General features: G+C 40.9%; 14 protein-coding genes. 8 read left to right on the top strand and 6 right to left on the bottom strand.

All coding sequences use genetic code 11. From position 1 onward, the window contains the following. Positions 1–287 precede the first annotated feature (287 nt). The 4 genes from QZL88_RS13505 to QZL88_RS13490 all read left to right on the top strand — a co-directional run bounded on the left by QZL88_RS13505 (position 288) and on the right by QZL88_RS13490 (position 4,534). On the top strand, positions 288–851 hold the full coding sequence (locus QZL88_RS13505; protein WP_296941916.1) for a YdeI/OmpD-associated family protein: 564 nt from the start codon (positions 288–290) through the stop codon (positions 849–851). A gap of 388 nt (positions 852–1,239) precedes the next feature. Further along, a complete protein-coding gene (locus QZL88_RS13500) occupies positions 1,240–3,021 on the top strand; it encodes a biotin/lipoyl-containing protein (protein WP_296941915.1) in 1,782 nt (593 codons plus the stop codon). Positions 3,022–3,110: 89 nt separating this feature from the next. Next, positions 3,111–3,908, top strand: a complete 798-nt coding sequence (locus QZL88_RS13495) for a DUF5040 domain-containing protein (protein ID WP_296941914.1) — start codon at positions 3,111–3,113, stop codon at positions 3,906–3,908. Next, entirely contained in the window at positions 3,908–4,534 is a 627-nt protein-coding gene (locus QZL88_RS13490) for a 4'-phosphopantetheinyl transferase superfamily protein (protein ID WP_296941913.1), read from the top strand. The genes QZL88_RS13495 and QZL88_RS13490 overlap by 1 nt, the downstream gene beginning before the upstream one ends. A gap of 18 nt (positions 4,535–4,552) precedes the next feature. On the opposite strand, the gene pepE is transcribed toward QZL88_RS13490, so the two are convergent. The 6 genes from pepE to eno all read right to left on the bottom strand — a co-directional run bounded on the left by pepE (position 4,553) and on the right by eno (position 11,588). Further along, the gene (pepE, locus tag QZL88_RS13485; RefSeq protein ID WP_296941912.1) at positions 4,553–5,260 is read right to left on the bottom strand and encodes a dipeptidase PepE; all 708 of its coding nucleotides are present in this window, start codon (positions 5,258–5,260) and stop codon (positions 4,553–4,555) included. Between the two features lie 431 nt (positions 5,261–5,691). Beyond that, positions 5,692–6,594 carry a hypothetical protein gene (locus tag QZL88_RS13480; RefSeq protein ID WP_296941911.1) on the bottom strand — a complete coding sequence of 301 codons (903 nt, stop codon included), beginning with the start codon at positions 6,592–6,594 and terminating at the stop codon, positions 5,692–5,694. A 180-nt stretch (positions 6,595–6,774) separates the two neighbouring features. Further along, positions 6,775–7,305 (bottom strand): hypothetical protein, encoded by a 531-nt coding sequence (locus QZL88_RS13475; protein WP_296941910.1) that lies wholly within the window; start codon positions 7,303–7,305, stop codon positions 6,775–6,777. A 2-nt stretch (positions 7,306–7,307) separates the two neighbouring features. Further along, complete coding sequence (locus QZL88_RS13470; RefSeq protein WP_296941909.1) at positions 7,308–8,885, bottom strand: hypothetical protein; 1,578 nt, start codon at positions 8,883–8,885, stop codon at positions 7,308–7,310. 240 nt (positions 8,886–9,125) lie between these two features. Next, a complete protein-coding gene (locus tag QZL88_RS13465) occupies positions 9,126–10,154 on the bottom strand; it encodes an N-acetylmuramoyl-L-alanine amidase (protein WP_296941908.1) in 1,029 nt (342 codons plus the stop codon). Positions 10,155–10,292: 138 nt separating this feature from the next. Beyond that, positions 10,293–11,588 carry a phosphopyruvate hydratase gene (eno, locus tag QZL88_RS13460; RefSeq protein WP_296941907.1) on the bottom strand — a complete coding sequence of 432 codons (1,296 nt, stop codon included), beginning with the start codon at positions 11,586–11,588 and terminating at the stop codon, positions 10,293–10,295. A 1,202-nt stretch (positions 11,589–12,790) separates the two neighbouring features. Between eno and QZL88_RS13455 the strand changes: the two genes are divergently transcribed. The 4 genes from QZL88_RS13455 to QZL88_RS13440 all read left to right on the top strand — a co-directional run bounded on the left by QZL88_RS13455 (position 12,791) and on the right by QZL88_RS13440 (position 19,631). Then, positions 12,791–15,616: an FAD-binding and (Fe-S)-binding domain-containing protein gene (locus QZL88_RS13455; RefSeq protein ID WP_296941906.1), complete on the top strand. Its 2,826-nt coding sequence runs from the start codon at positions 12,791–12,793 to the stop codon at positions 15,614–15,616. Positions 15,617–15,669: 53 nt separating this feature from the next. Continuing rightward, positions 15,670–16,824 carry a Gfo/Idh/MocA family oxidoreductase gene (locus QZL88_RS13450; RefSeq protein WP_296941905.1) on the top strand — a complete coding sequence of 385 codons (1,155 nt, stop codon included), beginning with the start codon at positions 15,670–15,672 and terminating at the stop codon, positions 16,822–16,824. Between the two features lie 299 nt (positions 16,825–17,123). Beyond that, positions 17,124–18,515, top strand: a complete 1,392-nt coding sequence (locus tag QZL88_RS13445) for a TolC family protein (protein WP_296941904.1) — start codon at positions 17,124–17,126, stop codon at positions 18,513–18,515. Between the two features lie 123 nt (positions 18,516–18,638). After that, on the top strand, positions 18,639–19,631 hold the full coding sequence (locus QZL88_RS13440) for an HlyD family efflux transporter periplasmic adaptor subunit (protein WP_296941903.1): 993 nt from the start codon (positions 18,639–18,641) through the stop codon (positions 19,629–19,631). Positions 19,632–19,692 lie beyond the last annotated feature (61 nt).

Raw genomic sequence — 19,692 nt, 5'->3', positions numbered from 1 at the left:
GGGAATTACAAAGGGCAAAAAGGATAGAAAACTGTTACCTTTGTTACTTTTTGGGAGAAAGATATAAGATAAAAGTTGCCAACTACTCTCTGACGGGACACTTCGTTTCTCTCAGTATGGGAAGCCGCGGCATTGTTAACTGCTAACTGTTTACTGTTAACTGAAACATCTGTTACTTTTGTTACCTTTATTGCGCCTTAGCGTCTCCGGGAGAGAATACTGACATATAAACGCTCCGTTATTATGAAAGTAAAGGCAGTATAATAATCAGCTTGAATGAACCTGTTATGTCAATAGAAATAAAGTACTTTGAAAATAGAAAAGATTGGCGAAAATGGCTAATCGAAAACTTTGAGACTGCCTATGAAATCTGGTTTGTATTCCCCAGCATATCATCAGGCAAAAAAAGTATTATATACAACGATGCTGTCGAAGAAGCACTCTGTTTCGAATGGATTGACAGTACAATAAAATCGCTTGATAAAGAGCATAAAATTCAGCGTTTCACGCCCAGAAATTCGAAAAGTACATACTCGCAGGCCAACAAAGAAAGACTTAAATGGTTATTGGAAAATAAAATGATACATCCAAAGTTTGAGGATAAAATACGAGATGTCTTGTCTGATCCTTTTATTTTTCCAAATGATATCATTGGCAGATTGAAAGAAGATAATATAGCATGGAAAAACTATCAACGTTTTTCCGACCCATATAAACGTATCCGGATTGCATACATTGAAGCAGCAAGGAAACGACCGGAAGAATTTGAAAAGCGATTAAACAACTTTACAAAAAAAACAAAAGAGAATAAGATAATAACAGGATTCGGTGGAATTGAAAAATACTATTAATCCGAATAAAATGCAAAAAAGTGTTACATGTGTTACTTTTTCAAACTGTAGATATACTGCAAGCTGAAATAAAACGAGATAGTAATTATTCCTTCTATTCATTACAAAACCCTCATTGATCAAAAAATAAGATTTATCAGACAAAAAGATGCTCACTTTTACCTTCTTTGTGCAAGCCTCACAGGTAGCGGATAAAAAACGGAAACATTACGCTTTTTTTATGACAAATTGATAATTTTAATAATTATTTTATTCTTTTATTCAGATATAAAAACCTAAATTTGTGAGGCAATCAATAGATTGATATACAGTTGATGAATTAATAGATTTTAGAGTCTGCATAAGCCGTTTTATGCTGCTCTTTTTCAATATAACTCTAAAAACAGTCATGGGAAAAGAAATTAAATTTAGCCTCGTTTATCGTGACATGTGGCAGTCATCCGGAAAGTACCAGCCGCGTGTTGACCAATTAACACAAATTGCACCTGTAATCATCGATATGGGCTGTTTTGCCCGTGTTGAAACAAACGGTGGAGCTTTCGAACAAGTAAACTTGCTTTACGGAGAAAATCCAAACAAAGCGGTTCGCGAATGGACAGCACCGTTCAACAAGGTGGGAATACAGACTCATATGCTCGAACGTGGATTAAATGCCCTTCGTATGTATCCCGTTCCGAAAGATGTACGCAATCTGATGTTCAAGGTAAAACAAGCTCAGGGCACAAACATTTCCCGCTCTTTTGACGGACTGAACGATCCCCGCAACCTGGAATTGTCGGTAAAATATGCAAAAGAAGCAGGTATGATTTCTCAGACTGCTCTTTGTATCACACATTCCCCGATACACACTGTTGACTATTATGTAAATTTCGCTGATAAACTGATCGATTTCGGCGCAGACGAAATTTGCTTAAAAGATATGGCCGGAGTAGGCCGCCCCGCTTTCCTCGGTAAACTTGTAAAAGCATTAAAGGACAGACATCCGAATATCCCTATCGAATATCACGGACATACAGGCCCCGGATTCTCCGTTGCATCTATGCTCGAAGTTGCAAGAGCTGGGGCTGATTATCTGGATACTGCTATCGAACCATTAGCTTGGGGAATGGTACATCCTGACGTTATCACAATACAGGCCATGCTGAAAGATGCCGGCTTCTCTGTTCCTGATATCAATATGAATGCATATATGGAAGCTCGTGCTCTTACACAGTCTTTCATCGACGACTTCTTAGGCTACTGGATCGACCCATCCAATAAATTCCTGAACTCTCTGCTTGTAGGCTGTGGTCTTCCGGGTGGTATGATGGGCTCTATGATGGCCGACCTTCGCGGTATGCATTCTGCTATCAATATGGCACTTCGCAACAATGGAAAAGCCGAAGTAACACTGAACGACCTCGTAGTCCAGCTATTCGAGGAAGTAGAATATATATGGCCTAAACTTGGTTATCCGCCATTAGTAACACCATTCAGCCAATACGTGAAGAACATCGCACTGATGAATATCTTTGCTATGGCTCAGGGACAACCTCGTTTCTCCAATATCGACAAAGACAGTTGGAATATGATTCTGGGTAAAACAGGAACACTTCCGGGCAAACTGGATGACGAAATCATTGAACTGGCCAAGTCTAAAAATCTTGAATTCTATACAGGTAATCCTCAGGATGAATATCCTGATGCGTTGGATACATACCGCAAAGAGATGGACGACAACGGATGGGATTACGGTCAGGATGATGAAGAATTGTTCGAACTTGCAATGCATGACCGTCAATACCGTGACTATAAGTCCGGCCTGGCTAAAGAACGTTTCAACGAAGATTTGGAGAAACAGAAGGAAAAAGCCGGTGCTCCTATTATCGTTACACGTCAGGTAATCGAAGTACCTGCATTCGATGCTGAAGCTATCCAGGCGAAATATCCTGATGCAAAACCTATTCAGGCTACAGTGAGTGGCCAGGTGATCTGGCAGGTGGATGTAGATGATGTATCTACTGCTCCTGTAATAGGTACAGAGGTGAAAGAAGGCGATGTTATCTGCTTCGTTCAGACTTACTATGGCATAGAAGAAGTGAAGGCTCTTTCTTCCGGTAAGGTCATTCAGATAGAAACTAAGCAAGGTGCAAAAGTTCAGAAAAACCAAGTATTGGCATACGTCAACTAATATTCCATAAGTATATCGGGGAAGGAGTTTTATAACAATAGAGCTCCTTTCCTCTTTTTATGTCAGTTACATAATTAAAATAAGCAGCAGTGAAGAAAGTACTACTTTGCCTATCGCTAATCCTTATGATATTCTCAAACGCACAGTGCCGGGATAGAAAAGGAGATACCAGAAAAAGCGAATATAATAATAAATACACTATTCTATTGACCGGAGCATCTTTTGCCTCATCTAACAACGGCTGGTTCGAACTTGCGTGCAAACAACTGAACGCGAAACCGATCAATACTGCCATAGGCGGCACAGCGATCTCGGATGCTGCAAACCGAATGGCTAAAGGGGAACTATATACCAAAGAAGAGTTGGAAGAGACAGATGCATTCGTCATCATGCATGTTCACGACGAGAATGTTGCCGATACGGCAGGGCTAAAGCTGAATTACAAAGATTACCCTGTCCCATTCGACCGTTCCAACTATGCAGCAGCATACGATTATGTGATCAAACGCTACATTACCGAATGCTATAATCTGAAGTTCGACAAAGACTCTAAATACTATGGTACAAAAAACGGCAAGCCTGTGGTAATCGTTATGTGTACCCACTGGCACGATGCCCGTACCATTTTCAATCCGGCCATTCGTAAACTGGGCGAAAAATGGGGATTCCCCATCGTGGAATTCGATAGATACATAGGCTTTTCACGAAACCATCTGCACCCTGTTACCGGTAAGCAATACAGCATATTATACGCCCATAATAATGAGACAATTAACAGGGAAGAATTTGGCTGGCATCCCGATGAAGGACAGGATAAATATATTCAGCAACGTATGGCTGCCATCTTTGCTGAGTTGATGGAAAAAGTTTTACCTTTGAAACCGTAATGCTTTACTACAAGGAATATATAACCGCAGCTACACTGATAGGTGTATGGAAAATAGAAGAGACCAGGGAAGAACTTCTCTCGGCCTTATCTCATCATAACTGGGTTGAGAACATATATTCCATCAAGTCCGAATCCCGTGTTTTGGAAATACTCTCTGCCCGGCTATTGATCAAAGAACTGGCAGGTGAAGAAAAGCAGGTATATTACAACCCGTCGGGAAAACCTTACCTGACAGACAAGTCGTTCCATATAAGTGTATCACATACCAAAAAATTCGTTGCTGTAGCCATTAATAGAGAAAAGCCAATAGGACTCGATATAGAACAGATATCCGATAAGATAATGCGTGTACAAAACCGTGTCATAGGGAAAGGTGAGTATATAGATAAAGATAACGAACTGGCACATCTCCTCCTACACTGGTCGGCCAAAGAAGCCATGTTCAAATTTCTGGACGCAGATAGTATTGATTTCAGGGAACATCTGTTTGTCGGACAGTTTATCCCCGGACAGAAAGGTATATTCGAAGCATCGGAGTACCGTACAGGTTCAGGGCATCAGTTCACAGCTTATTACAAAGTGGAACCGGATTTTGTTATGGTTTGCCTGGAAGAGCAGAACTAATCCCCCAGACAAACATCTTTATTTCATCAAGAAGTTAAAATCATCTTTATCGGTTAGTTCCTTTGGTTCCTGGCCATATTTGAATATGCGGGCAGATCTTTTCCCTATCAGTTTCAATACATCACCTTCAATATTAAGCATCGTTGCTTCACGCAGTCCTACTACATATATATCCTGATTTTCGGTGATAAACTCGTTAATACGCACTTCTCTGGTCTCTCCCCCATGATTGGAAGGATGATCATCCAGATAATGAGGATTGATCTGGAAAGGGACTAAATTAGCTACATCAAAACCTTTAGGGTCGATAATAGGCATATCATTCGTCGTACGCAATGTAGGACAAGCTACATTTGAACCTGCACTCCATCCAATATATGGTGTTCCTCCTTTTACCTTTTTCTGGATAAGGTCGATCAAGCCGTTATCTCGCATCATACGCACGAGCTTCCATGTATTTCCTCCGCCAACTATAATAGCGTCAGCATCCTCAACCGCTTTCTTCGGATCTTCGAAATGATGAATACCAACGACACTATGCCCTATATCTTGGAAGCGGTTATTTACTTTCTCTTCATATTCATCATACGAGAAAGTCACTGCCGCATAAGGAATAAACAATGCCTTAACCGGTCTATCTCCTAAAAATTCTTTAATATTATACTTCGGATAATCCAGATAAGCTTCTCCGGGATTGGTCGAATTGCTGATTAATAGTAATCTCATAATAATAACGTTTTTCACAAATATACGAAACTATTTAAACTTACAGAAAAGGTGTATCCTTTTTCAGCTTACAATAAGTAAATGCAGTACTCTACATTCAAAAGTTGACAAACTTGACACTTTTTACACTATTTTATACTGTCGCTTTTTTTAGCTCTGTATTATCTATCTTATCCTGTGCTAAAGAAACGCTCGCTAAAAAAGTAACAAAGGTGACACATATATCAGTTAGCAGTTAACACCTTGTAACCCGTAACTATTAAAAGGTAACAAAGGTGACGCTTTTTATATCTTTTCAATTTTTAAATCCTCATATCAATCTTTCAAAGAACTGCCAGCTATCGACTAACAGTCAAGGCTATAGATATAGATAAAGTAAATAAAAATTGATAAAGAAAAAGCTACCAGCTATAAAATAAAGACAGACACATCTACAAGTTCAGATTTTTCTTCTCCTTTTTCGTCAATTCCTTCTCCACTATTTCCTTTGCAGAAGCACCAACATATTCTTTCCCGTATTCAGGTTGTATCAGTCCACTATCGGTATAATATTTCGGCATAATCACCTCATATTCGAATTTCTTCCCCAAACGAAAAAGATGTATTCCCACTTTCATTTCTTGATTATCATCCTTTTGTGTAAAAACAGCAAGCGGCTGTCCGGCAATTATCCTGTCGCCCTCTTCCAATAGGCTCTTTCCTGACGTCATACACACATACCGGGCAATAGTTCCGTCTTTATGCTCTACCTCTATAAGACTTTGGGAGGCTTCGTCATAATACACTGTTCCTGCCTCCGGTATTATCCTGTCGCGTGTGCCGTTCTTTACGCTTACAACCTGCCCGCTTCGTATTGCATACACCGTATCTACTCCCGTATAACTGAAAGTTGCACCCAAAATCTTGTCAGCAACAGACTTTCCGAGTTTTACTTCTAAATTTTCAAGCCAGAATACCCGGACATTATTTCCCGGTTTTACAGGAAGCAGGTATGGAAAATTTTCATCCGGTTTAGCATTATATTTTCCCTGAAAATACTGATAAGAATAACGATAGGTAGAAGTTCTGGCTCCATCTATCTCCGTCAGCTTGTAAATCGAATTACCGGAAAAAGGTGAGGGGATGTTGATGATGGCCTGACGGCCCGAACGGCTTTTGTATCCCTGTAACTCCGAGAATGACAGGACAAGTGTATAGGTGCCTGTACCATCGAACGTAGCATCGAAGACAACATTCCTGTCTTCGTAACGGGAAGTAACTTCCAATTTCTGAGAAAATCCCTGTGCTATAAATGAAATGGATATAACAAAATACAATAATAATTTTCGTTTCATTTTTTCTGTTTATAGAGTTTATATTGATGACTAAAGCCCTATAATGGACTATAAGACAAATTATATCAAGACTTCACACTTAAAAAAGTTATTATCAATAAAAACAATGTTATAATCTTTTTCATAATTCAATGGAGAATTAGCAGAGGAATACCCCCCTGCTATGAATATTACAATAGTTTACCAAACTCCTTCTTTTCTTTTATTGGGGTCGTATGACTTTGTTTCTTTTTCTTTATACTTTTCGTAGTATTTGCTGTAACGGGAAATTGGCACCTCTAATTCCTTAATCTGCATGTCTTTCATATATTCATATGCTTTATCCCAATCAGTACCTATTAGCCTTTTGTAATCCGGATGGCGAACATTTATTGGTGTTTCCCAAAAAATTCTAATAGCATTATCATCTTTGTTACTATCCCATAACTTTCTAACAATAGAGTCATCATATATATATATATATATATATCCAAATAAATTTCCTCGTTCAATATCTGCTCGTGTATAGTCTATAACGGGTATTCCCAAATCTATTGTTACTTCTTTTAATGTTTTCCCCTTATAACAATCTTTTCTATCCATAAAGTTATAAATAATAAAAGCAGTGGTATCTTTACTAAACTCTGATAAGGGTTTATAAGGTAAATTGCACTGGGCTTTACCTAATATGCTTATACTAATAAATGCTATTAATAAAATTATCTTTTTCATAATCATGGACATTTTGTTGGTTTATAATCACTCTTTATACTATTCTTTTCTGTTTTCAGTTCTTTAAAACTACTTTCACCTTTTTCTTTCTTCGATATTTTTAATCCGGTATTATATTTGTCTAACAGATAAGACATGGCATAATCATGCGCATTGTCTCTGGAAAATACATTATCTTCCAATTGCTTTCTTATCTTCCTATAATCAGCATCCATTTTTGAGTCTTCGAAATAAGCACTCTTACCTGGCTTAAACAATTCTTTGGTTGCATCATTACCCCAAAATTTCTGTATTTTTACGCGGTCGTTTATAGCCAGCAGGTATTCGCTGCCATCGTAGGCAACAACTATACTACCCTTATAGTTATAAAAACTGGCTTCGCCCCCTATTTGTAAAGCACCATGAATATCTCCCATCGAAAAGCCCGTATAATTGTGATACCCTTCCCTGGTCTCATTAGGATGACTATGTAAATCATATGCAGTATCTTCAAAGAAATTTATTGGTACAGAACCCGTGCCACCTTCGTGCAACGCATAAGCTTTGGGTTTCCCATCCACGAAATCAATCCGCATACCCCATTCGTTTTCATCGTTTTTTGCATACTCTCTGAGAGCGTTTAAGCTCGTCATCACATCAGGGCTATTCATTGCGTTCTCTGCTGCATTAGCATTCTGTGTAGAATTTTCGCCACAATCGGTACGAGTCTCAGGGATTCTTTCCGCCCCCTCATAATCATCTATAGGTAATGGCTTTATCGGCAACCCGGAACCCGGCCTACCACCACCTGAAGGAGGATTTCCATTATTATTGACTCCGCCCCCTGAAGAAGGATTTCCTATGCCGTCGTCTACATATATAACCTGAATATAACTATAGCAGTCGGCTTTGATTCCTCCTCCACCGCATTCGACCTCATAATATCCGCATACTCTAACTTCCATATACATGGCTCTCAATATCTTTGTCCTCGGCCCTTCTCCGGAAAAGTTAATACCTCCTGTTACTTTTCCCCCCTTGTACAGCCAGCCGTTTATAAGCTCACCGTCCAACGTATAGAAGAATACATAACCATCGAGATCCGAATTGGGCGACAGATAGGTAGCTTTGTCCAGTTCATCGCCTTTGCGCAGCATATAGTCCAGTTCGGGTACCACAGCCATTATAAAGCTAAACGTTTCGCCGGTCTCTTTGTTTCTGAGCACAACCAGTTTCAGCACCTGCTTTACGTTGTCATCGCCGTTCGTATCGGCATAATTACTCACTTCGGGGGTCATAATCATCAGATTACGGTCTCCGAAATCCAATGGTGACTCTACGGCATACCATTGTTCGTCGGCAAACAATTCGGCAAGCTTTCCGGATGGCTTGTACGAAATATCTTTAGAATTATCAGTTGTACTTTTCTGCTTTTCCAGCCTGCCTACAGTTTCATTGTACCAGTCCATTGCCCCGCTGACCGTCAGGGGTTCTACAGGCTTTTCAGTGGTAACATGGCTGTCGTCATCGGAGGAACAACCATATAAAATGGTTAATGTCACGAGCATGACCACAATCCGTTTCAGCGTTTTTCTGTTCATGTTTTTTAGGTATTATACCGGTGATTCCCATAACCGGCGTTTGTAAAGGTTGCACAATGGAGGAGGCAGGGAAATTGTCACAATTTATCCTGGTATAAATACTATCATTACAAACACCTCTCCGTTAAATCAATCAAACGAGCCTGATTTCTCACTGCTATAAGATATCCGACCGATAGTAAAGATAACGGATATTTTTAAAAATTAAGATTTGTTTTGTTATTTTTTTTACAAACAGAATTACTTCCCCTTCTTCCAGTTCTCATAATCCGTAATAAATCCACGGCACATCCAGTTTGCCAAAGCCTGACGGTTATTCGGATCTAAAAATCTACGCTGATCGAAACTGTTTTGAATATTACCCAGTTCCGCATAGATACCCACCGGAGTCGTTTTATCCAATACAAAGAGACTACGCTCACTGACCGTTCCTGTAAACCCCCGGCTTGGCTGATGCTTATCATAATGGCTTTCGAATGTGGTTCTCATTGTATTTGCCAGTTTTTTACCACCGCTGCTTTTAGGTGCCCAGTAAAAAAAGACATCCAGTTGCTGTTTCTGACTACGGCTATCCACATGGATAAAGACAGCCCTTTTATATTTCTCTTTCGTCCTTTTTGCCAGACTGTTTATCTTATCACTCCGTTGCTGTAATCTTTTCACCTGATTGAGTGGAATCACGTCACCCATACAGGTTTCGCGATCACTGTTCGAAAGATATCTCTCGTCCCGGATACCATCCATCGCATCCTGTATAATCATATGCACGGTAGCGCCTTCTTCGAGTAGGGCGCGGGCAAGTCGCAGGGTTATATCATAGGCATATTCATCTTCGTGAAGCTCATAGCCATCTACCTTCCCGATAGCACCGGGATCAGGACCACCATGTCCACTCGAAAGATAGAAACAGGTACCTTTCAGCTTATTCGATTTAACTGTATATTCCTGATACTTGTTTCCGAAAAGTTCATTAGTCTTTGTCTTGCTATTTTGTTTATCTAGGGGCTTATCCTGAGTTTCCGGATTCAGCTTGCCGGATAATGGGGGGAGTGTATATGAAACACCTTTCAGAAGAGAGTTATTTCTTCCGAATTTACCTTTATTTAGTTCCAAAAACTGCTCGTATTGCACACTACTCGTACGCTTATTCCTCTTTAAGAATAAATGAATACCTTCTCCATTGCGTGGGGTATCCTTATCGTTCTGGGCAAAAACGCTAATAGATGAAATAGAGAATAAGAAAAGCAATATAAAAATGATCCGATTCATAGGCTTAAATAAGCTGCCGGGTAAAGTTATGACAGCCCCCTTCATGCAGGCTTGCACAAATATATGCAGATTCGTATAAAAATCAAAAACCGACGCCTTTTCAGACATCGGTTTTCTATAATATTAAGAATTGACTTCTTATTTTTTGCGTTGAACGCGTTTCCAGCCATAAACAGCTTTGTCGCCAAGTTCTTCTTCGATACGAAGAAGCTGATTATATTTAGCCATACGGTCTGTGCGGCTAAGAGAACCTGTTTTGATCTGTCCTGAGTTAGTAGCAACGGCGATGTCAGCAATAGTAGCATCTTCTGTTTCACCCGAACGGTGAGATGTTACGCTTGTATATCCTGCACGGTGAGCCATTTCTATAGCATCCAATGTTTCGGAAAGTGTACCGATTTGGTTTACTTTGATAAGGATAGAGTTAGCACATCCGCTTTCGATACCTTTTTGAAGGAAGTCTACGTTAGTTACGAACAAGTCGTCTCCTACTAGCTGAACTTTGTCACCGATAGCATCAGTAAGTTTTTTCCAGCCATCCCAGTCACTTTCGTCCATACCGTCTTCGATAGAGTCGATAGGGTATTTTTCAGTCAGTTCTTTAAGGAATTTAACCTGATCTGCAATTTTGCGTTTTGCACCGCCTTTTCCTTCAAATTTGCTATAGTCGTAAACTTTAGTTTCTCTGTTGAAGAATTCAGAAGCAGCACAGTCAAGAGCAATAGTGATATCTTTTCCGGCTTTGTAACCTGCATCTTTGATTGCTTTAAGGATAGAATCCAATGCATCCTCAGTTCCATTAAGAGCTGGAGCGAAACCACCCTCATCACCTACTGCTGTGCTTAGTCCGCGGTCGTGAAGCACTTTTTTCAATGCATGGAATACTTCAGCACCCATTCTCAAACCTTCTTTGAATGATTTTGCACCTATAGGACGAATCATAAATTCCTGAAATGCGATAGGAGCATCAGAGTGAGAACCACCATTGATGATGTTCATCATCGGTACAGGTAGTGTATAAGTATTAGTACCACCGATATAGCGATACAAAGGAAGTTCAAGATAGTTAGCAGCAGCTTTAGCTACAGCAAGAGAAACACCAAGAATAGCGTTGGCACCAAGTTTAGATTTGGTTTTAGTTCCGTCCAGTTTAAGCATTTTGCTGTCGATTCCTCTTTGGTCAAGAGAAGATTCGCCTAGTAAGGCAGGAGCTATTATTTTGTTTACATTATCTACGGCTTTAGTTACACCTTTACCTCCATAACGTTTTTTGTCACCATCGCGAAGTTCCAAAGCTTCGTTTTCTCCTGTTGAAGCACCTGACGGTACAGCAGCGCGGCCAAGGATACCGCATTCAAGGGTTACATCAACTTCAATTGTAGGATTTCCTCTTGAATCCAAGATTTCACGTGCGAAAATTTTCTCGATTCTCATTGTTTTTATTTGTTTAAAAATGAATAATGTATTTCGTTTTTTCGTTTGTTAGAGTCTGTTTAAAATTTATAACTGAACTTTTTTTATAATTATTTTGAGATGGATTTTTTGATTTTTACTTGCGGATTTAGCGGGCTAAATCAAAAAAAAGTAAAAAAAGACGCTCAAAGGAATACAAAAAGTAGCTAAGATTTAGATAAAAGAGCCCTCGGAAAAATTTTCGCTAAAATTTAAACAGGCTCTTAAATTTGACCCACAAAATTAGTCTTTTTTCTTGTATTTAAAGAACTAATAAGGTGGAATTTATAGGTTTTGTATTTTTTTAAACAGCCATTCATCATTTATTCCAATCAGTAATTGAAATAATAATCACAGAAACGAAGTGTATATAAGTTATATGTTCGATCTTTTAGTCTCCACTTCGTTTCATCTAATTGTTCATTTTGGCATTGCCCAAAACGAACCAAAAAGCTAGTGCTTCGTCCCCCGGCGACCCAAAACCGAAGCTACGACGGAGCAAAATAATACTGGAATAGGCATTTGTATCACAATCAGATATCTATAGCAGCTACCCTATTTTGCTCTTCGCCTACGCCTACGGATTGGGTGCCCCGCCTAGGGAACATATGCACGGAGGGCTGACGCCTCACCAAGCCTTGTCGTGCGTCAGCTGGCGCCGTTAGCTTAAAGTTCGGGGTACCCATAGGGAGAAAAAGACGTTAAAAACAAAAACGTGTTTGAGCTTATCTGTTGATTCGTATTATACAAATTCTGGAGCGAGTTTTTTTGTTTAGACTTTGAGCCCGTTATGGGTCGGACGTTGAAGCGGGGCGCTAAAGCGTTTTTGGTTCCTTTTGCGGCTTTGGGCAAAAGGAACACAAGCAATCTTCGATTGCGCGTAGTTGAAAAAAAAACGAACATTTTCGTTAAGCAATGAAGGCAGAATCAAATTTATTTGAATTATGCCATTGCGAGAAAATGACTAATGAAATTGAACCTTTTACATAAAACTTATTATCACATTTACTATATTAGATAAAGTCAATTCAGTTTCATACAACTTTGTTTTTGTTTTCTAAAGTATTTTTGCCAGAGACCCTATTATCCACCCGCTATTAGCACCGATTTCTCAAATATGTTTTATAACTTGCATCTGTTTTATTTCAAACTGTTTATTTCCAATCAACTAAAGAACTATTGCCATGCTACCTGCTAATTATCAGCAATTAAAAGACGAATTGTCGAAAACAATTCCGGCCAAACGCATTATTACAAATCCGTTGCAATTATTAGCTTACGGAACTGACGCCAGCTTTTACCGGCTGATTCCGAAAATAGTAGTACAAGTACATACAGAAGAGGAAGCCGTAGAGGTAATCCGCCAAACCGGACGTTTGAATCTTCCCGTAACATACCGGGCAGCAGGTACAAGCCTTTCGGGACAAGCAATTTCCGACTCAGTACTCATGGTAGCAACTCACGAATGGCGTAAATATACCATTCTGGACGATGATGGCATGAAAATCAGGCTGCAACCGGGGATCACAGGCGCCAGGGCTAACATCTACCTGCAACCGTTCGGTCGGAAAATCGGTCCTGATCCAGCATCGATAAATGCAGCCATGATTGGTGGAATAGCCGCCAATAATGCCAGCGGGATGTGTTGCGGCACAGCTCAGAACTCATATAAAACAATTGCTGATATCCGTATCGTACTCTACGATGGCACCATTCTCGATACATCCGACGAGGAAAGTAAAAAAGCATTCAATGCAAAACACCCCGACATAATAAAGGAAATAGAACAATTAAGGGACGATATTAAGTCTGACACTGTTTTAGACGAACGCATCAGGCGTAAATTCAAAATTAAAAATACAACCGGCTACAGCATTAACGCTCTGGTAGACTACCAAGACCCTTTCGATATCATCAAACACCTGATGATAGGCTCGGAAGGGACACTCGCCTTTATATCCGACATCACCTATCATACCGTTACCGACGAGAAATACAAGGCTTGTGCCCTGATGATATTCGAAACCATCGAACTGGCATGTGAAGCTGTTCCGCTTCTGCGTGAAAGTCCTGTTTCAGCAGTTGAATTACTGGACAGAGACAGTATCCGATCAGTAGAAGACGATCCTGATGCCCCCGACTATTTCCGTACAATGCCCGAAACCGCTTGCGTGCTGCTGGTAGAAATACAGGCGAACGAAAAAGCGGATATGGATGCCCGAGAAACCGCTGTGCGAAAGGCTGTAGAAACGATCCCCACCATACAACCATACAGATTTACTTCCGACCCGAAAGAATATAATTTCAACTGGAAAGCCCGCAAAGGTCTGCTTTCTTCTGTCGGCGGCCTGCGCAAAACAGGGACAACCTGCATCATAGAGGACGTCGCTTTTCCTGTACCCCGTCTCGCGGAAGCATGTATTGCCCTGAAAGCCCTGTTCAAAAAATATGAATACCATGACGCAGTACTTTTCGGACATGCGCTGGAAGGCAATCTGCACCTGAATTTCTCACAGGATTTCAGCACACCGAGCGAAGTACAACGCTATGCAGATATGATGGACGAACTTGCGGATATCGTTGTCAACAAGTTTGACGGTTCACTCAAGGCCGAGCATGGAACAGGCCGCAATATGGCTCCTTTTGTGGAGAAAGAATGGGGCGAAGCTGCCTACAGGATAATGCTCCGCATAAAGAAGATATTCGACCCTTACCACCTTATCAACCCAGGCGTGGTAATCAATGAGAATCCGAAGATACATCTCGAGAACCTGAAACCGTTACCTGCCGTAAATGAAATCGTAGACAAGTGTATGGAGTGCGGTTTCTGCGAACCGAATTGTGTCTCGGAAGGCCTGACCTTATCGCCTCGCCAGCGTATCGTCATTGCCCGTGAAATATCAAGACTAAAAACACAAGGAGAGAATCCGGCACGGCTGAAACAAATGCTGCATGACGCAAAATATTATTCGGACGAAACCTGCGCAACCGATGGCCTTTGCGGGCTGATATGTCCTGTAAAGATAGATACGGGTAAGTTCGTAAAAGACCTGCGACATAACGAGGCTTCGGATACAGCCAAAAGTGTCGCTTCATATATAGGTAATCGCATGGCAGGAACGACTTCTCTGATGCGGGGCGGACTCAACTTCGTACATGCTTTCCACACCATATTGGGAGATACACTGATGGGAGGTATCGCATCAGCAATGAGAACCGCATCATTAAAGAACATTCCAAAATGGAACAAGGATATGCCAAGGGGCGCACACAAGATAAAAGACTCTGTAGTCAACGAGGGACAAGCCGATAAAGTCGTTTATTTTCCGTCCTGCATCAATCGCTCGATGGGCAAATCGAACGGTTATGAAAAAGGAGATGTGGAACTTACTCAAAAGACCAAAGAGCTACTCCAGCGCGCAGGCTTTACCATTATCTATCCCGAAGGCATCAACCATCTGTGCTGTGGCATGGCATTTAGCAGTAAAGGGCTGAAAGAGGAAGGCTCACGTAAATCGAAGGAACTGGAAGACGCATTATATAAAGCGTCTGAGGGAGGTAAATACCCCGTGCTATTTGATATGAGCCCGTGTTTCTATACTTTCCATGAGGCCTATACGAATAAAGACCTGAAGATATACGACCCTATAGAGTTTATGATCGACTTTGTAATGCCTAAGCTACAAGTCAATAACCCACGGGAAGTAGTAACTGTATTTCCGGTTTGCTCTGTTAAGAAAATCGGGATGGAACAAAAGTTGCTACAACTTGCTAAAATGTGCTCGAAAGAGGTTGCCTTTGTAGAAAGTAACTGCTGCGGATTTGCCGGAGACAGGGGCTTTACTTATCCCGAACTGAACAAGCACGGATTAAGGCATCTGTCCGAACAGGTTCCTGCCGACTGCAAAGACGGGTATTCTACCAGCCGCACCTGCGAGATAGGAATGAGTGAATACAGCGACATCAATTTTAAATCTATTTTTTATCTGATAGACGAAGTGACACGCTGAAAAGCGTTTTCGAATATCTCAATATTAATTATTGCAATCTAAATACCTGCATCATGGGACGAAAAATAAGAATGGGAATGATTGGAGGAGGAGAAGGCTCCTTTATCGGTCCTGTACATCGTATTGCCGCGTTTCTCGATGGGCAAATCGAGTTGGTATGCGGATGCTTCAGCTCCTCTTTCGAAAACACGAAAGCTACAGCCGGGGCATTATTTATTCCTGAGAACCGGGCATACCGGACATTTACCGAGATGATAGAGAAAGAGGCTTTGCTTCCCGAAGGAGAGCGAATGGATTTTGTGGCTATTGTAACGCCGAACCACTTACATTTCGAACCTGCGATATTGGCCCTCAATAATGGATTCCATGTAGTATTGGATAAGCCTATGACTTTCACTTTGGAGCAGGCATACCAATTAAGAGAAAAAGTTAAGGAAACTAGGCTTTTATTCGCATTAACACATACATACACCGGGTATCCGATGATAAAAGAAGCACGCCATCGTGTCCACAGAGGAGATTTTGGTAAAATCCGCCGTATATATGCGGAATATCCGCAAGGATGGCTGTCGGAAGATATTGCCGGAGAAAACAAACAGGCCGCATGGAGAGTAGATCCCCGGCGAGCCGGCAAGGGTGGCTGTATGGGAGATATAGGCGTACATGCTTACAATCTGGCCGAATACATTTCAGGCCTGGAAGTGGATGAATTATGTGCCGAGCTAAACACATTCGTACCCAATCGTATATTGGACGATGATGGGGTAGTTATGATCCGCTACAAAGGAGGAGCTAAAGGTATGCTGGCAGCCTCACAAATAGCCATTGGAGAAGAAAACGACCTGACAATCCGTATTTACGGAGAAAAAGGCGGTTTATCGTGGCGACAGGAAGAGCCAAACACTTTAATCCTTAAATGGGCTGATAAACCGAATGAAATAATCCGTACAGGATCAGGCTATACGTCTTCCCTCTCACAACACAGCACACGTGTTCCCGGAGGTCATCCCGAAGGCTATATAGAAGCATTCGCTAATATTTACCGGAACTTTTCGCTGGCTTTAGGCTGTATTCTGAACGGAAATGAGCCGAAACCTGAATATCTTGATTTTCCTACCGTAGAAGATGGCGTGAGAGGTATGCAATTTATAGAAACCGTTGTAGCGTCATCAGAAAGTGAAGATAAGTGGATGAGGATGATTTGTTAGATCCGTTTTAATTAAATCCGCAGCAATGCATCTATAATGATAGATCTTAACAACTTACTTCTGTAGCTAAATTTATGAAGTTGAAAACATATTAGCCTTCTTATTGTTCACTATTTTTCATGTGTACATAGACTTGTCCAGGCTTTGTAAAATAATGTCTATCAATATGAACCTTTTTTTTTACTAAATGTTAAATTATTAGTAAAAAGTGATTGTAATTATCATAATTTAGAAAATGTATATAATTTTGCAAATAGTTGCATAGGCAATCAATTGTTGATTTATTAGATTAACCCAATATGATTAAAAAAAGTTGTGGAGCGATTCTCCTTATTATATTCGTTTTCAACACAAACATTGCTGCACAGCAACTTCTTAGTCTGGAGCAATGCCGCCAATTGGCGATAGAAAACAATAAGGCATTGAAAATAGCATCGGAACAGGAAAAGATTGCATATTACAATAAGAAAGACGCATTAACCAAATTCTTTCCGGAAATACAATTTCTGGGAGGGTATATGCATAACCAGAAAAATCTGCATCTGATCTCATCTTCCGCCATACCCAGTGCAATCCCCTTGCCCGTACCTATTGGAGAAATATCTTCCATCCCTATTCCTGATAACATCAGGGATGGTATCTGGAAGATGGGAGAAGTAGATATAAAAAATATCTGGGCAGGAGGCTTCAACCTTACCCAACCGATATTTATGGGTGGAAAAATAATCGCTTATAACGATTTGCGCTCTTACGCCGAAGAACTTGCCAAAACAATGAAAGAAACCCAGATGACAGATGTAATCGTAGAAGTGGATAATGCATACTGGCAAGTAGTATCGGTTGCAAATAAAAGAAAATTAGCCGGGGCCTATGTGGATCTGATGAAAAAAATGGACTCTGACATTTCAGCTATGGAGCAAGAGGGCGTTGTAACTAAGGCCGACCGCTTATCCGTAAATGTAAAACTTAACGAAGCGGAGATGACACTTACCAAAGCAGAAAACGGGCTTAGTCTTGCCAAGATGCTGCTGACTCAAATATGCGGATTGGAAATCAGCGATGAAATCACGCTGCAAGATGAAAATCTCGAAAATTTGATCACCAATGGCGAAAATGAGACGATACCTAATATAGAGGAAGCATTAACCAACAGGACTGAAATCAGGAGCCTGGAACTGGCCACAAAAATATATGGCAAACAGGAAAAGATAGCACAGGCCGACTTTATGCCTAATCTGGCTTTTACAGCCAACTACCTTTGGACAAATCCGAATTTATTTGATGGTTTTGAGAAAAAATTCGGGGGAATGTGGAATGTCGGAGTGGTGCTAAAAGTTCCTCTGAATTTTGTTTCCAGTTCAGCAAAACTAAATGCAGCAAAAGCTGAAACCCGCATTAAACGATTTGAACTGGCTGAAGCAAAAGAGAAAATCACATTACAGATAAACCAGTCGGTATATAAGCTGAACGAAGCTAATAAGAAACTGGCATCTACACAAAAAAACACAGAAAAAGCCGATGAAAACCTGCGATATGCTAATGTAGGATTTGAGGAAGGCGTAATTGCGGCATCCGATGTAATGGCAGCGCATACAGCATGGCTCGCGGCCCACTCCGATAAGATAGATGCGCAAATAGATATCATCCTCTGCAAAATATATCTGAATAAAGCGTTAGGGCGAAAATTATAACCCCACCAACCTCCCCAAGGGGAGGCTACAAGGAGAGCATAAAAGAGAAATGGCAAGATAAAAATTAAAAATGGCGCAAGCAACTCGTAACTTGTTTACTTGTAACTCGTAACTAATTAAAATATGGATACAGAAAACAAAAAATCAGGATCGAAACTTATACCAATACTGGTTTTCGCAACAATAATCATTGTAGTGGGCCTTTATGGCTTCTTTTTCCTCAATCAGGAAGATAACATCATACAAGGAGAGGCCGACGTTACAGAGGTCCGCATATCCAGTAAAGTGCCTGGACGTATCTCCCGATACCTCGTAGACGAAGGTAGCTTTGTAAAGAAAGGGGATACACTGGCTATACTTAGCATCCCGGATATAGATGCCAAACTGGCTCAGGCCAGTGCAGCTGAACAGGGTGCTGCCGCACAGAATCAGAAAGCTATAAAAGGTGCGCGTGTGGAACAAATTCAAGGTGCATATGAAATGTGGCAAAAAGCCAAAGTGGGCGTAGACATAGCCCGGAAGTCGTTCACGAGAGTACAAAATTTATATAACAAAGGTGTAGTAACAGCCCAAAAACGGGACGAAGTAGAAGCTCAGCTTAATGCCGCTATCGCTACGGAAAAAGCAGCAAAATCACAGTATGACATGGCTGTGAATGGAGCTGAAAGAGAAGACAAAGAAGCAGCTCTGGCTTTACTAGAGAGGGCAAAAGGTGCAGTTGCAGAAGTAGCTTCATACATATCGGAAAGCTTCCTGATATCACCGACCGACGGTAAAGTAACCGAGAAATTCCCTAATGAAGGCGAACTTGTAGGAACAGGAGCCCCAATAATGAATGTAGCCAAACTGGATGACAAATGGGGTTCATTCAACATCCGCGAAGACCGCCTGAAAGATTATAAAGATCTGGGTAAAACATTCAAGGCGTATGTGCCGGCACTGGATCAGGAAGTGGAGATGACCGTCTACTATGTGAAAGACCTTGGTTCATATGCCGCATGGAAAGCGACAAAAACTACAGGGCAATACGACCGTAAAACGTTTGAAGTGAAAGCCCGGTTCAATGATAAATCGATAGATGTGCTTCCGGGAATGTCCCTGATCATAAAAGAATAAAAATATCAATATGCCAATTTGGTAATATGCCGATGTGCCAATGGTGCGAAGCAACAAAAGC

The sequence above is a fragment of the uncultured Dysgonomonas sp. genome (genome assembly GCF_900079725.1).
GTDB lineage: Bacteria > Bacteroidota > Bacteroidia > Bacteroidales > Dysgonomonadaceae > Dysgonomonas.
This window is presented reverse-complemented; position numbering and strand designations above follow the sequence as displayed.

Bases quoted from the DNA above. Each gene is read 5' to 3' on its own strand.
- QZL88_RS13505 (WP_296941916.1), top strand. From the start codon at position 288: ATGTCAATAGAAATAAAGTACTTTGAAAATAGAAAAGATTGGCGAAAA.
- QZL88_RS13500 (WP_296941915.1), top strand. From the start codon at position 1,240: ATGGGAAAAGAAATTAAATTTAGCCTCGTTTATCGTGACATGTGGCAG.
- QZL88_RS13490 (WP_296941913.1), top strand. From the start codon at position 3,908: ATGCTTTACTACAAGGAATATATAACCGCAGCTACACTGATAGGTGTA.
- pepE (WP_296941912.1), bottom strand. From the start codon at position 5,260: ATGAGATTACTATTAATCAGCAATTCGACCAATCCCGGAGAAGCTTAT.
- QZL88_RS13480 (WP_296941911.1), bottom strand. From the start codon at position 6,594: ATGAAACGAAAATTATTATTGTATTTTGTTATATCCATTTCATTTATA.
- QZL88_RS13475 (WP_296941910.1), bottom strand. From the start codon at position 7,305: ATGAAAAAGATAATTTTATTAATAGCATTTATTAGTATAAGCATATTA.
- QZL88_RS13470 (WP_296941909.1), bottom strand. From the start codon at position 8,885: ATGAACAGAAAAACGCTGAAACGGATTGTGGTCATGCTCGTGACATTA.
- QZL88_RS13465 (WP_296941908.1), bottom strand. From the start codon at position 10,154: ATGAATCGGATCATTTTTATATTGCTTTTCTTATTCTCTATTTCATCT.
- eno (WP_296941907.1), bottom strand. From the start codon at position 11,588: ATGAGAATCGAGAAAATTTTCGCACGTGAAATCTTGGATTCAAGAGGA.
- QZL88_RS13455 (WP_296941906.1), top strand. From the start codon at position 12,791: ATGCTACCTGCTAATTATCAGCAATTAAAAGACGAATTGTCGAAAACA.
- QZL88_RS13450 (WP_296941905.1), top strand. From the start codon at position 15,670: ATGGGACGAAAAATAAGAATGGGAATGATTGGAGGAGGAGAAGGCTCC.
- QZL88_RS13445 (WP_296941904.1), top strand. From the start codon at position 17,124: ATGATTAAAAAAAGTTGTGGAGCGATTCTCCTTATTATATTCGTTTTC.
- QZL88_RS13440 (WP_296941903.1), top strand. From the start codon at position 18,639: ATGGATACAGAAAACAAAAAATCAGGATCGAAACTTATACCAATACTG.